Source organism: Stieleria sp. JC731 (assembly GCF_020966635.1).
Taxonomy (GTDB): Bacteria; Planctomycetota; Planctomycetia; order Pirellulales; family Pirellulaceae; genus Stieleria.
Genome location: NZ_JAJKFQ010000005.1, coordinates 1,140,068 through 1,156,314 on the forward strand (window position 1 = coordinate 1,140,068; position 16,247 = coordinate 1,156,314).

The 16,247-nt window shown below is 54.4% G+C and carries 1 protein-coding gene (cut by a window edge); it reads left to right on the forward strand.

All coding sequences use genetic code 11. From position 1 onward, the window contains the following. Positions 1-16,247: the start of a CARDB domain-containing protein gene (locus LOC67_RS15185; RefSeq protein ID WP_230263459.1), read on the forward strand. 21,055 nt of this gene lie beyond the right edge of the window; only the first 16,247 of its 37,302 coding nucleotides appear in the window; its start codon is at positions 1-3; its stop codon lies off the right edge, out of view.

Here is a 16,247-nt window from a genome sequence, read left to right on the forward strand (position 1 = left end):
ATGAGCAAGCAACGCGACTGGAAGTGGCTGTTTCGTCAATCTAAACCCGTCCCAAAAAACAGACCGAATCGTCGCAAACGACGATCGCAAGCTGAGCAGCTGGAGGCAAGACGCCTTCTCGCTCGCGAGGTCTCCGGGACGCTTGCGGCCGATGACGTTTGGTCGGGCACGATTTACGTCAAGGACTCGGTGACGGTTCCCCAAGGCGTCAAGTTGGAAATCGAACCGGGGACCGTTGTCAAAGTTGACACCGGTCGCGTGATCCACGCCGAAGGGACGATCGAGGCGATCGGTTCGGCGCTTTCGCCGATCACGTTTACGTCCCATCTGGACGAAAGCATCGGTGAGGATGTGACGACTGGGGACACGGTCGCATTTGCAGGGGCCTGGGAAACGATCAATTTAGTCGGCCCCAGTTCCGTCTTCGAACACGTCAACGTCCAATATGCCGGCGATCAACAAGGCAATGGTTCTGGCAGCGGTAAAATTTCGTCATTGCGATTGCTGTTTGGCGGCACCGATCCGTTAGAGCAGACCCAGTTGACCGATGTCACAGTGTCGGAAGGTTTTGGCAACGGGGTTTACATTCAGTCCGGAAGCCCGTCGCTAACCCGAGTCACCGCGAACGATTTGGCCGAGGTTCCCTTCTATTTTGACCTCGGTGCATCACCCAACATCAATGACATTAACGGTTCGGGTAACCAAGCGGGTGACAAGATTGTCATCACAACAGGAACGTTGACCGAGGACAGGACGTGGAACTATGGCAGCCTACCAATCGAGATTAACGGAGGTGCATTTACGATTGGTCAAGACGCGAACATGGAACCGGTCACCCTATCGATCGCTCCAGGTACCGTTGTCAAAGTTCAAAACTCGTACGCGATCACCGTCGGCCCTGGGAACCTTCATGCCATCGGGACCGAAAACGATCCGGTTGTTTTCACAGCCAGTACTGATGACAGCGCCGGTGGTGATACCAATGGCGATGCGGATTCGACAATTCCCTACCCCGGGTTTTGGGAATCGATCTACCTGAACTCCGCAGGCAGCATTCTTGAGAACGTTGATATCCGCTATGCCGGGGACAACAACGGAAGCGGAAGCGGTGCCGGAGCGGTCTCATCGGTAAGGATTGATTACGACGACCGAGATCCGCTTAATCAGAACCGCTTGACCAATGTAAATATCTCCGACGGGTATTCGCATGGTGTCGCCATCTATTCAGGTGCGCCGGTGTTGGACAACGTGGATGTTCAAGATTCATTCGGCTATCCGTTTTACTTTGGACTTAACGCAGACCCGCAAGTATCTGAACTGACCGGCAGCAACAACTTGGCCGGTGATCGGATTACGATTCAAGGCGGTACGCTGACCGAAGATCGGACCTGGGACTACGGCGATCTTCCGCTGCACCTCAGCAGCGATCTGTCTGTTCGTGCCGATGGAATGGGGGTTCCTGCGACGCTCGATATTGCGGCAGGGACGATCATCAAGGTTTCGCTTGGAAGCTATGTTCAAGCGATCGAAGGAGCTATCGTTGCGATTGGCACCGAGGCCGAACCCATCGTGTGGACCGCATGGACGGATGATTCGATTGGTGATGATTCGGGCGGTGATGGTGACGCAACCACACCCTACCCAGGTTACTGGGAATCGATCTATCTATACGGCGAAGGCAGCGTTTTTGAACACGCGGAAGTTCGCTACGCGGGCGACACCAACGGAAGTGGCAACGGTGCCGGAGCCATCGGTGCGATCGAAGTTAGGCTCGATGACCGGGAAACGCAGAATCAAATTCGCCTATCGGAAGTCCTGGTTGCCGATGCGTATTCCAACGGTGTGAATGTCCGATCGGGAGCACCCGTCCTGCAAAATGTGCATGTGCAGGATTCCTATGGGTACCCGTTCTATTTTGATCTCGATTCGGATCCACAGACTTCCGGTCTGACCGGTCTAGGAAACACAGCGGGCGATCGCATCACATTGCAAGGCGGAACGCTGACCGAAGACCGCGATTGGGACTACGGCAGCCTACCGTTGCATGTCATCGGAGATCTTGTGGTGCGAGCCGACGGGATGAGTGTTCCGGCGACGTTGAACATCGCAGCTGGCACCATCATCAAGATGGAAAGTGCTCGCTATCTGCAAGCCTTAGAAGGAACCATCATCGCGGCAGGAACCGCTGCCGAACCGATCGTGATCACTGCCGCTTCTGACGATTCCGTCGGAGGAGATTCCAATGGCAATGCGGATGCGACGAATCCTTATCCCGGATTTTGGGAGTCCGTGTATTTACAAGGTCCGGGTAATCGCCTGGACCATGTGGAGATCCGCTACGCCGGAGATACCAACGGAGATGGTACGGGATCGGGGGCGGTCGGGTCCGTCGAACTTCGTTATTCAGGAGGTGTCCCTGCCGAAGAAACGCAATTAAGCAATGTGCGAATTTCGGATGGTTTCTCGACCGGATTGAATGTCTTCAGTGGAACACCAACGCTGCAGAATATCCACGTCGAAGATCAGTTCGGTGTTCCATACTATTTCGCTCTGGCAGCCGATCCACAAACCTCTGGATTAAGCGGCCGCGACAACTTGGGTGGCGATCGAATCGTTATCCAAACCGGAACGCTGACGCAGGATCGGACTTGGGACTACGGTGACCTTCCGATTGACTTGACCGCTGGTGACTTGGTCGTCGGCTCTGATGGTGAAGACAACCCGGCGACGTTGACAATTGCACCGGGAACCGTGGTCAAGGTTTGGCAGAGCTACTACATCTGGTCGTCTAGTGGAAACATCCAAGCGATCGGAACCGACGATGATCCGATCGTCTTTACAGCCCGAACCGACGATTCGGTTGGTGGTGATTCCAATGGCGATGGACTAAGCACCAAGCCCTATCCAGGTTTTTGGGAAGCCATCTACTTGGATGGTGCGAATAATCAATTCGAGCATGTTGACATTCGCTATGCGGGTGACACCAACGGTGACGGTGTTGGCTCGGGCGCGATCGGATCGCTAGAACTTCGTCATACCGGAACGGAATCAGAGGCACAGACGCAACTGAGTCATGTGACGGTGTCGCAAGGGTTTTCAACCGGAATCAATATCCGGTCGGGGGCACCGGTGCTGCTGGATGTCGATTCGAGCGACAACTACGGTGCGGCGTACTACCTTGAACTGGTTGCCAACCCGATGGTCAATGACTTAACGGGTGTGGGTAACATAGCAGGCGACCGAATCGCAATTCAAAGCGGCACCCTGCGTTCAGATCGATTCTGGGACTACGGTGATCTGCCGATCCATCTAGTTGGCGGCAATTTGGAAATTGGTACCGATTCGGAATCCAATCCTGTCACTTTGGATATCGCTCCAGGCACCGTTGCTAAATTTGATCCCGCGTATTATCTGTACTCGAATCAAGGTGCCGTAGTTGCCGAAGGGACGCCAACGGAACCGATCGTCTTTACATCGATCCAGGATGATTCGGTTGGTGGTGACACCAACGGCAATGGGAATGTCACGCCGTACCCAGGGAATTGGGAAGGTGTCTATTTGCAGGGGCCCGGTAGTGTCCTGACCAACGTTCAAGTGCGATACGCGGGGGACACCAATGGTGACGGCGTCGGTTCTGGTGCACGGCCTGCGGTCGAAGCCCGAACCGATGTAACACTGACGAATCTGGTGATCGAGTCATCCTTCGGAGGCGGGCTTGTAATCAACAACGGGGCAACGGTTACTTACAACGGAGGGCGAATAGATTCCGTTACATCTGCAAATGATGCGTCGGCCGGTATCGCGGTCAGTAGTGGCGAGCTGATCGCAACGGACCTGTTAGTTGTGGGCAATGGTGGCAACAACGATTCAGGTATCTACATCGCAAACGGTCAGAAGGCGACCGTGACCAATAGCGCGTTCATCAACAATTTCAGCGCTGTGGTTCATGCGGGATCCGATCGCGCGAATGCAAATTTCGAAGGCAATTGGTGGAACAGTCCGGGCGGTCCTTACGATCCTTCGGCGGCAGACGGCTTTGTCAATAACAATCCCGCCGGTGAACCTGTCAGCGACCATGTGAACTATGACAACTTTTTAACGGCGCCTCCTGCGATCCCGACTGGTCCTAGGATCATCGGCGCGACGCGATTGGATCCGACAGCCGAAGCGACACATCATCGGTACGAAGCGGAACAGAACGCGTTAGATTCATCCGGTACTCAAAACGGCACACTGCTAGGCGATGCCAGCTATGGTCCTGGCCGAATCGGCGGATCTTCGTTTTTGCTTGATGGGGACGGAGACTATGTCAGCTTGAATGCTTGGGGACCGAGCGACGAATGGACATTGGCTGCATGGGTCAACGCGAACAGCGTTGACGCTGGCTCCTACCACACGATCCTCGGCGGCATTCACGAGGGACGTGACTGGGCGATCGGAATCTACGACGGGAATTTCGTCGCGCGGTACAAGAACGCTTCGCTGTTGGATAGCGGCATCGCGGTATCGACCGGGGTATGGACACACGTTGCGGCGACGCTCAACGGCAGCAACCTTTCGATCTATATCGATGGCGATCTAAAGAACACCATTGATATTGGAGCGGATTATGTTCCGACGGCTCGTGGAGTCCGCATCGGGAATTCGACTTACAACAACGGTGAATTCTTCAACGGAACCATCGATGAGGTCTCGATTGTCGAACGCGGGATCAGCGCGTCCGAAATTATCTCGCTTCGCGATTCAGGGACGATCGATCCGTTCATTGCTCGTGGCCGAGTGTTGGTGGAATTTGATCGTCCTATCGATCTAGCAAGCTTCACAGCCGAAGACGTGTCCGCTTCGGGACCGATTTCGATTTCGGCAATCGATGTGATTCCGAAAAGCGATCGATCCGCCATTGTCGTTTTCTCCAACGATTTCGATGCCGAAGGGACGTTCGATATCTCGATCGGACCGAACATCTCTGGCATTTCAGATGTGTTGATGGATCAGGATCAGGACGCGATCGCTGGCGAGTCTGTCGATGATGTGTTCACAACTTCGCTTGGTGTCGATCGCACGGGACCAAAAGTTGTTTCGCAGACGCCAACGGGAACGACGACTTCGGTTCTAACATCCATCGAAATCACTTTTGATGAACCGATCGACCCGAACACGCTAGCGCCCGAATCGGCTCGCTTGTATTCGCCGTCGATGGTGGCAGAAAGGGATGCGCATGATCCCAATGACATTCAACCTGGGTTTAGCGTCAAAGCAGTCAAGGCGAAGTCGTCCTTCAGCAACCTTGCTGGTGCTGAGGCTGTTTTGCAAGACGCCAACGATGCGACTACGCAGCGACAAGGCGTTATCGATTTCGGAACGAGTGCCGGAAACTTTCCTAACGACAATCCGACGCCGTTCGATGGTGACTACTTTGTCCATGAAGCGATCGCGACAGTCACAATCCCGACGGCTGGAAGTTGGACCTTCGCTGTAGGTAGCGATGATGGATATCGCTTAGAAATCGGCAGCTTCGAAATGGAGTTCACCGGCGGACGCGCTTTCACGACGGACTTGGCCGTTTTTGATTTTCCCGCCGCTGGTCAATATCAATTGCGATTTGTCTTTTTTGAACTCACTGGAGGCCATGGCTTTGAATTGTCAGCCGCCCCTGGGATCAAAGCCGCCTTTGATACCGATTTTCAGTTGGTTGGCGATACGGACAATGGTGGGCTTGCAGCTGAGTCGGTGCTTCACGAACCGAGCCGATTTATTCCGGTCCAAGCCATCGTTCCCGTCGATTCGGAGAACAAGCGATTTCGGGTTTCTTTTGCGCCACAGCAATTCGATGGCGAGTATGAAATTGAACTCGCGCCGGTCGCTACCGACGCCCACGGCAATCTCCACGATCAAGACGGTGATGGTGTCGGTGGTGAACTGATTGACGACGTTTATCGTCACCGAGTGACCGTCGACCGTGATCCGCTGCGAGTCGTTTCGCAGTCACCAACGGGAACGATCAACGGCGCGTTGACCCAATTCGATGTCACGTTTAACTCGGCGATCGACCCAAATAGCTTCGCAACCACCGACGCGCGAGTCTCCGGCCCCGGCGGATTGGTGACCGTGACTGACATTGTTCAAATCAGCGCGACAACGTTTCGTGTTGTGGTGGAACGCACGACCGAAGACGGTGTCTATCAGTTTCTGATCGGTCCAGACATCACTGATCTTGCCGGCATTCGAATGGACAGTGATGGGGATGCCATCGCCGGTGAATTGGAAGACCGCTATGTAGGCAGTCTTGAAATCGCCGGAGGCGGACCTTTCGTGACCGCCTTCTCGCCGATGAATACGGTCGGTCCAGGTATATCCAAGGCTCAAGTTACCTTTAGCGAGCCGATTCGCTTAAGCAGCTTTACATCGGCGGATCTGGTTTTCACTGGTCCCAATGGGCCGATCAGCATCACTTCGATCGATGCGGTCGGAAGCCGAACATATGAAATCAGCTTTGTCAACCAGTCTACAGATGGGCAATACAACATCCAAATCGGTCCAAATGTCAATGATTTCGGCGGTCTGGCGATGGATCAAGACCGTGATGGTCTGGTCGGTGAACCCAACGAAGATGTCTATCGAGATAGCTTTTTCATCGATGCGATTGGCCCCAAGCTGGTCAGCTACGTCCCCGATTTTGTCAATCGTCCCTACGACTACGTTGACTTCACGTTTGATGAAGCGATTAACCCCGCTTCGTTCACACCACAAGACATCACGCTCGTCGGTCCAAACGGTGCGATAGCGATCAATCAGATTGTCGCGATGTCACTACAGGAGTTTCGTGTTTCGTTTCCGAAGCAATCCACGATTGGTGAATACACCTTTGTACTTGGGCCACAGATTACCGACACGGTTGGCAACTTGATGGATCAAGACGGCGATGGTCTTGGAGCCGAGCCGGTGGATGACCAGGCAACTGGGACAATCCGTTTGGACGCACCCGACCTCGTTATCGCGAATCCATCGATTCCATCGTCGGCGTTCAATGGCGAGATGATTTCGGTCAGTTACACGGTGAAAAACGAAGGGGCCTCTTCCGCACTGAATCCCTGGTCTGACCGGTTGGTACTGTCGGTCAACGATGTTTATGGGGACAGTGATGACACGGTGATTCGGACTCAAAATCGCAACGTCGACCTGGAAGTCGGTGCGTCCTACGTCGCGACAATCGAATTCGAAACACCGTTCATCGATGCCGGCGACTACACGTTATTTATAGCAGTCGATCGCTCGGATCAGGTCTTCGAAGAAGATGAATCGAACAACCTGCTCCAACGCAGTTTTACGATCCAAGAGGCCGCACCTCCGGCTGACTTGATTGTCGACGCCATCAGTATTCCGGCGATCGGTTATCGCGGATCAACCATCGATGTCACTTGGCGTGTGCGAAACGATGGATCGGCAACCACCGCCGTCGACTCTTGGGTTGATCGCGTGTACCTAAGTAGCGATCAAGTCGAAGGCGGCGACATCTTTCTGGGGAGCTTTACCCACACGGGAGCATTGGACGCCGGAGCCTCGTACACCACGACTCGTGCGGCAACGATCCCAAATTCGGTGGCTCTTTCAGACTGGTACGTCATCGTGAAGACCGATGCGACCAATGTTGTTTATGAGCCGACGGTGGAAAACAACAATGCGAGCGCGAGTTCGACGACGGTTGATGTTCAGCTCGCACCGCTTCCTGATTTGGCGATCGAAAATCTGGCTGTTGAGGCTGGGTCCACACCGACGAGCGGAGAACTGCTGGTCGTCCAATGGGACGAGGCGAACAAAGGTGATACGTTTGCTTCCTTGCCGTGGATCGACCGAGTCTATCTATCGTCGGACCAGAGCGTTTCCGCTGACGACATCGTTCTTGGTGAAGTCACTGCGCTGGCTGCACTTTCGGACGGCTCAGCCGTTGCTCGGGAACTTTCGGCGCGTCTGCCTGACGGCATTTCGGGCACTTGGAATTTGATCGTTGTCCCGGATGCGAATGACCAGGTCAGTGAAGGTGATGGCGAGCTGATCGGAACCAGTGCCATTGAAATCGACGTCGTCAGTTATCCGTATGCTGACCTAACCGTTTCCGACGTGGTGGCACCTGAGTTGGTGATCGGTGATCCGGTCGATCTGACAGTCAGCTGGACGGTTTCCAACGTCGGGAGTGGTCCTGGACGCCAAACGGCTTGGACCGATCGAGTTTTCCTATCGAACGATGATACCTTCGGTGATGCCGACGATATTCTGATTGGCGAGTTCGAACATGTTGGCGCCGTTCCAGTCGGGCAGTCGTATTCGCAAACCGAAATTATCCCTTTGGCGGCACGGACCACAGGTCGGTATACGCTGTATGTCCAAACCGATGCCAAGGATGTGGTTTTTGAACTGGCTGGTGACGCGTCAAACGTCGCGTCGCCCACAAACCCAGTCGATGTGGCAACGGCGCCGTTCAGCGATCTGTTCGTTGCCAGCGTTGATCTTGGTCAGGGACAAAACCCAACATCAGGTCAGCCTATCGAAGTGACGTGGACGGTCGGCAACCGAGGTATCGCGACAACAAATCGCGATACCTGGACTGATTACGTCTACGTTTCGAATTCCAGCGACGGAAGCGGCTTGCGACTGTTGGGCAGCAGCACACATGGTGGCGCCCTTGCGGTCGACGGTTCCTATACACGAACCGAGTCATTCAATCTGCCCCGAGATCTGGATGGCAACTACTACATCTATGTTCGGACCGGTGGACCTTACGAGTTCCTCTATGGCGGTTATGACGCGTTCGGTGGAAATCAAGGCCGAAGCGATGCGTTCGATGTGGCCTATGTTCCGCCAACGGCAAACCTCGTGATTGAGAATGGTTTGGTCACCATTCCCAATTCACCAAGCGGGTTCCTGGACGGTTCGCAGATCGAAGTTTCTTGGACGGTCAAGAACGATGCGCTCGATGGGAATGGTGCAACTGAAGGTGGCTGGACCGACCGGGTTTATCTCCAATCGAAAAGCGAATCTTCCCAACGCTATCTGCTGGGAACGTTCGACCACGGTGAATCGCTCGGTGCGGGTTTATCGATTGACCGAACTGAGTTGGTGACATTGCCCCGTGCGACAGGACTTTTCGAAGTCGAAGTCATCACCGACTATCGCAACCAAGTGTTCGAAGCCGATGAGACTGACAACGTTGGAAAGTCGGGTGACCTGCTGCTGAACTATCGTCCGCGTGCTGATCTACAAGTTACCGTTGATAGCCAATACACATCTTCGATCACCGCTGGGACATCAATCGATGTGCAGTTTACGGTTCGAAATTCAGGAACCGCCGACACGCCTTCAGGCGGAAGCCGATGGACCGACCGCATTTGGCTGTCGTCTTCATCTAGCAGCACATCGGGGGCAATCCTGTTGGGTGAACGCCAAAACGGTTCGGCATTGGCATTTGCCGGTTCGCCGAACGGCGGCTCGACAGAGTACACAACCTCCGCTTCGTTTTTGATCCCACGCGCCTTGTCTGGCAATTGGTTTGTGCTCGTCGAAACGGATGCGCGAAATAACGTTGACGAATATCCCAACGACGGGAATAACCGCGCCGCTGCCGCTATCGCGATCGATGCCAATCCTGTACCGCCACCGGACTTGGTTGCCGACTTCATCAGCGGCCCCGCCGATAGTTTCGACGATAGCTCGTTCACGGTTCGATACAAAGTGACCAACCGTGGTGTGGGAGTGACGGATCCCGGCGCATGGACTGACCAAATTTGGTTGACGCTCGGGAAAGATGGCCCCAAGCCTGGTCGCGGTGATCGCCAGATCGGAACCTTCAGGCACGGCGGTGTTTTGGATGTGGGCGAATCGTATGAGGCGGAGACCACAGTCAAGATTCCCAAAGGGCTCACAGGACAATATTTCCTGACGGTCTACGCCGATGGCTATCGCAGCGTCTATGAAGTTGCCTTTGCCGAAAACAGCAACCCAGATGCACCGAACGACTTGGAAGGCAACAACTATGCCAGCACCCCAGTCAACATCTTGCTAACGCCTCCGTCGGATTTGCGAGTCCGCGAAGTCGACGTGTTGACCGATGGGGCGATCCTTGGTGGCCAAAAAGTTTCACTCACCTGGACGGTGGACAATATCGGCCCCGTCGCGACAGACCGATCGACTTGGGCAGACGCGATTTACTTGTCCGACGACGCAGTGCTGGATTCAGGAGACCAGTTGGTCTTCGCGCTTCCGCATTCGGGGCGTTTGCAACCCGGCGAAGAGTATTCGCAAGAAGCCGAGTTCACACTCCCACCGTCGGCCCAGGGGCAGCATTTTCTCGTCAAAACCAACGTCGATCCACGGATCGCGTTGACCGAAGAAGAAAAGTTTCTCGCCGAAGTCGCTGCTGTTCTCAAACGTGTTGAAGCGGCAACTGGGAAACCACTTGGTGAGACTGAGATCGGTGACCTGAAGCAGTTTTCTCGTTCGGAGCTGCTGTCGATTCTGGCAGGACCGACGAACACCCTGGTCGAAGTCTACGAGGGGCCATTCACTGAAAATAACGTCGGTGCAGACGCGGCTTCGGTGAGCGATAGCGTTTCCGATCTGACCGTTCAGTCCGTTGCCGCATCACCGAACAGCCTGTCCGGTGAGCCCATCAATGTGAACTGGACGGTTCGCAATACGGGCAACTTCGCAACTTACGCCGAAACTAGAAGTCTTTCTCAGTACGTGTTCTTGTCGCAAGATCCCGTCTTTGACCATACCCGAGCCAGCCTCGTCGCCACTAAAACGCATGTCTTGGACGGACCGTTGGACGTGGGCGAGACCTACAACGATAGCGTCATCATTCATTCGCCACCGGGTAGCAGTGGCCGATGGTACGCGCATGTGTTCGTCAATATTACTGTCCGACGCGGTGTTCCGAATCTCAGCTCATTTTCGCGAAGCGATTTCCCAGGTTGGCCCGGGTATTTCGAATCACGAATTTGGGAGAGCGGACAAAAGCAGAACAACCAGGGCAGTTCAGACGCGATCGAAATTCAATATGCCGAACCGAACTTGGTGATTTCGGATCTATTCGCGTTGCCGACGGACCCGAGTAGCGGATCACTGATGGACGTTTCGTTTACCGTTACCAACAGCGGAACGCGAACGACACGTCAAAGCCAATGGTCCGATCGCGTTTACTTGTCAACCGACACGTCCGCCGATGCCTACGACATTTCACTTGGGCAGTTTTTGCGAGACGAAGAACTTGCCGTCGGCGAAAGTTACGACGTTGAACTTCAAGTCCGCTTGCCGAACAACATCGGCGGGACGTTTTATGTGATCGCGGAGACCGACGCGGTCTTTCGTCCACAAACGTATTACCGTCCGCTTCCCTATCCGATCGCTGAAGGCGCCACGCGATTGCGAGGCGTCGCTGACGTCGTTGAAGAATTCAATGACGAAGGTGACAATCAAGCGATCGCGGCTCTCGATGTTCAGTTCGTCGAAGCACCTGAACTGGTCGTCGATAGCGTCGACTTCGTTAGCCAGAGCGATCCACCCGTCAACGTGATCGAAGTCGGCAACGATATTCACTTTACATACACGCTCAGCAACGATGGCGGAGCGATACCGGAAAGTCAGGTTCCGTTTTACGATCGGATCTACTTGTCACGTGATCGCTTGCTTGACCCGTCTAGTGACCACTTCATTAAAGAGATTCGCCATAACGAAGTGTTGGCAGCCGGTGAAACGTTGACGATCACTTCGTCGGCCCGCATGCCACGTGGAATTACGGGGGACTATTTCATCATCGTCGAAACCGACGTTGCACGTTCGGCACGACCGGATGGCGAAGTGATCGAGACCGATGAAGACAACAACATCACAATGACCACGGGGGCGATCCTAATCGTTCAGCCGCCGCCTTCCGATTTACAAGTCATCAGCATCGCGGCACCGCTGTCCGCATCGGTCGGCGATATTGCCACGGTATCTTGGACGGTCGAAAATCGCGGCGATGAAAAAGCCAAGGCGCGTATTGCGGATGCCGTTTATCTATCTGCTGACAATGTTTGGGATATCGGGGATCAGTTGCTCGGTCGCGTCGATTCCGTCGGCGTTCGTACGGTCAATCCCGGCGAAAGTTACACCTCGACGCTTGACTTCGAAGTCCCCGCGGTGCTTCCGGACGACTATCGAATCATCGTTCGTACTGACATCTTCGATGACGTCGTCGAAGGCGTAAACAATCGTAACAACAACCTGACGTCCGCAGATCAAGTCGCTGTTTCCGTTCCTGTTTTGCGGATGGACATTCCGCTGGACGAGCAGCTTGCGCAAGGTGTCAGTCGCCTATTCCAGCTGGATACGAGTCCTGGGCAAACGATTCAAATCGACTTGGATAGTCTCGGCGATATCGGGTCACATGAGCTGTATGCAGCGTACGAGCGGTTGCCTTCGCCGTTTGACTTTGATGCCGCCTACGAAGGCTACCTGACTCCTGATCAAACTTTGGTCATTCCAGAGACGCTCGGTGGCCGGTATTTCGTACTGGCTCGCGCCGGGGTTCGTATCGATACCGAAGATGGCGAGTACGATCCTCGACTTCGGTCGGAATACGATGTTCGATTGAATGCGACACGAATACCGTTTGGAATTACGGATGTATCACCAGACAGCGGTGGGGATGATCGCTTCGTCACCGTGACGATCAATGGTGCCGAGTTTCCTGAACAGGCTGCGGTACGTCTAATCCGTCCGACGCTTGCCGAATTTGCTCCGGTCAGCGTCAACCGGATCAATGCAACCAAGATCGTTGCTGTATTTGACCTGCGAGATGCGCCGACGGGCCTTTACGACGTTCAAGTTTTACATCCCGACGGGCGTGTCGCGATTGATCCGTATCGCTTCCAAATCGAATCGTCAGATCCGTTGGAATCAAATATTGGTGTCGGTGGACCGAGTCAAATCGATCTTGGTGCGTCCGGTGCGTACGGCTTTGCGATTGAAAATCTTTCAAACATCGATACGCCGTACACCGTGTTTGAATTCGCGTTTCCAAATGTCGAAAACAAACGCCCCGATTTAATTCCCGGAGCTGCGATTACGTTGCAAGCCGGTTTGCGTGGCGACACGGCGACGATCAATCCGTTGTTCGATTCGATCAGCACCTTTGATACCTCGACCATTCAACCGGAGCTTAATCTTGATGGGGTGTTGACTGCACGCGGGGTCGCGATCGACTTGCCTAATCAAGGTGTCACCGAAATCGGTTCTGTCGTCAGTATTTACCCGGGCCTGCGCGAAAAGTTGGAATCGGATCCGGGCTTCTTGAAAGAACTCAGCCCCTTCGAACTGGATGACTTGGCGTTTGACTTCTATGTCGCGGCGGCGTCAACACCGATGACCTCGGCTGAGTACATCGAATATCAGCGAGATCAGGCCGATGCCATTCGAACTGAGATTCTGTCGGCCGATATCGAAACGATCCTTACCGAACAGGCTAACAATCCCGATTCGGTTAGTAACAACAGCACTGACGCATTCAAAATCGAAGCTCTTTCGGCGCTGCAATCATTTGCTTCGGACGCGGACGCGTTTTTCAGTTTGTATCTTCAGGCCTTGATCGATCAAGGTTTGCTGCGACCAGAGGATACGCCACCAGTTGCCGACGCCAAATCCGATAACGTCAACGGATTCTTCTCAATCATCGGCGGACTTTTGGGTAGCGAAACGGGAGAGGGAATCATCTCCGAAGCGGGAACCAATCTTCCTGCTGCTGCCGACAATTTGACTTGGCTGGTCGAACTGCTTCGGGTCTTCCACGGGCATACGCCGGAGGTGACTTCCGGTGGCAACAACGTTCCCTTGTTTGAGGAATACGACCTCGGATTGTCAAATCCGACTTCCTTTGCCACGTTCGAATTGCGCGCCGGTCCACCGCCGTTGGTGGAGTCTGGTGAAATCGCAGATCAAATCGCATTCAATCTCGACGGACTCGGCGAGACGACCGGTAATGGTGCCGAGCTGAGTGGCCCCAGCGGATTCGGGATCGATAACTATGTGCCGATCGAAACCCCTTTGCCCTATACGGCGAAGGTCACTTACGACAGCGATGCCGTTGATGCGGCGAGACAGATCCGTGTGCTAATTCCTTTGGACGAAACGCTGGATGAACGCAGTTTCCAGCTTGCTGATATTCAGTTGGGTGACGAATCGATTCAGCTTCCCGCCGGTCGGCCCAACTTTGTCGGCGAATTCGATCTGACGGAGACAAAAGGCTACGTGCTGCAGGTCACCGCAGGGGTTGATGCGAATACACGTGTTGCATCGTACTTGCTACGCGCCGTTGATGGTCGAGATGGTCTTCCACCGGTTGATCCGGCCATCGGACTATTACAGCCAGGGCAGACACTGACCGTTGGTTTCTGGGCATCTGCCAATAACGTGCAGGCCGCGGGATCCCAAACCCCGATCGCGACGGGTGACTTAATTGAGATGACGGCGCGGTCAATTATTGACGATGCCGCTCCAATTGACAGTGCGACGATCACAGCGACGATCGATGCGTTTGCACCTACCAGTACGGTAAGTGTATTGCCACTCGGTGGCGATCGCTACGAAGTCCAATGGTCCGCCGAAGACGACGCCGGTGGTAGCGGAGTCGCAATCTATTCGTTGTTGGTTTCTCTCGATGGAGGAAACCGATATCGCAGCGTGCTCTATCGAACCGAAGAGACTTCGTTTACCTATGAAGCGTCCGCCGGACAGACGCCTCTGTTTCTGGTCCGTTCGATTGACAACGCCGGGAACGTCGAGGCGGTTGCTGACGGAATTCGCGTTCCGCGTCTGGTGCCCGAAATCAATCTGGGTTCGGCTCCCTCGGTAACCGTTGTCCGTGAAGTCAAAGTGCCGGTCGCGACTGCGCAATCAGACTCGGTTGCAGATCGCTTGTTCGATGAAGTCGCATTCGGTATTCCGTCAACGACCAGCGCGTCGAAGCCGAGCCGATTTAGTCGAATCATCCGGCCGCTTGCTGCGGAACGTTTCTTGACCATCCCCGGAACCAGCGGAGCCGACATTGGCGCCCTGGCAATGGCAGTTGGGCCGGACGGATCAATCTTTCTATCTGGCGGTGCGGGACGGAACGAGTTGTATAAAGTCGCTTCGACGATCGATCCCAACGGGTCGATGCGAAGACTTGCGGCGTTGCCGAATTCCCAGCCGATCTATGACCTCGCGTTTGACGCATCCGGGCAACTTTGGGCATCGACCGGTGGGGAAGGTTTGATTCAATTGGATCCCACGACCGGAGCCATCCTTGACCGAATTGGTGCCGGTGTCGCTCTCGGTCTCGCTGCTGTCCCCGGTGCCGCAGAAATCTACGTGTCAACCACATCGGGGATAAGTCGACTTGATACGGCGACACGAAAACTGATTCCTTTCAGCGATATCCGTGTCGATTCGATCGCAGTCGCGGCAGATGGAACGCTTTACGGAACTGCTTGGCCCAAAGGTGGGCAGGTGCTGCGATTTGATTTCCGTGGTCGCGCAGAAACCGTTGTCGAAATCGACGGACGTGCCGAGTCACTGGCAGTCGGACCTGAAAACTCGCTCTTCGCCGGGGCGTTGATTGTCGGTCATGAAAAGGACGGCAAAATATCGGTCATCGATCCGTTGTCGCTTCGTCAAACCGTGATCGCAAGCGGCGGTGTCGGACGCGTTGAGGGAATTCAACCGATCGAAGGTGGACGATTCTTGGCGACGCAGGGAGATCAAGTTGACTTGTTCTACACAGTCGCGGCACCTCGTGTGATCGAAACGCGTATCAAGGAAGGCGGCAATCAAGCTGAATTGGTCTTTGATGTCGGACTATTGCAATCGTCCAGCGATCCTGCTGCAGGCAACAACCGTGCGAACTATGCGCTGCGGAATATCGATACCGGTGAAACGGTCAACATCGGTGCGGTTTCATACGATTCACAAACGCGTCGTTCCAGCCTATTGTTCGAAACACTCGCTCCCGCCGAATATGAATTGACCGTCGCATCACAGGTCGAAAGCGAGCAGGGGATCCCGATCGGTGGCGATGGATTTACGACGACCTTCAGGGTTTTTGAAGATGTCTCGATCTCGACGTCCGTGACCTATTCAAACACGCGGCTGAATCGAGCCGAGGGCACATTGCTATTCGATGTTGTTGTGAACAACACGGCACAATTCGATATCGCTGGACCGATCAATGTCAT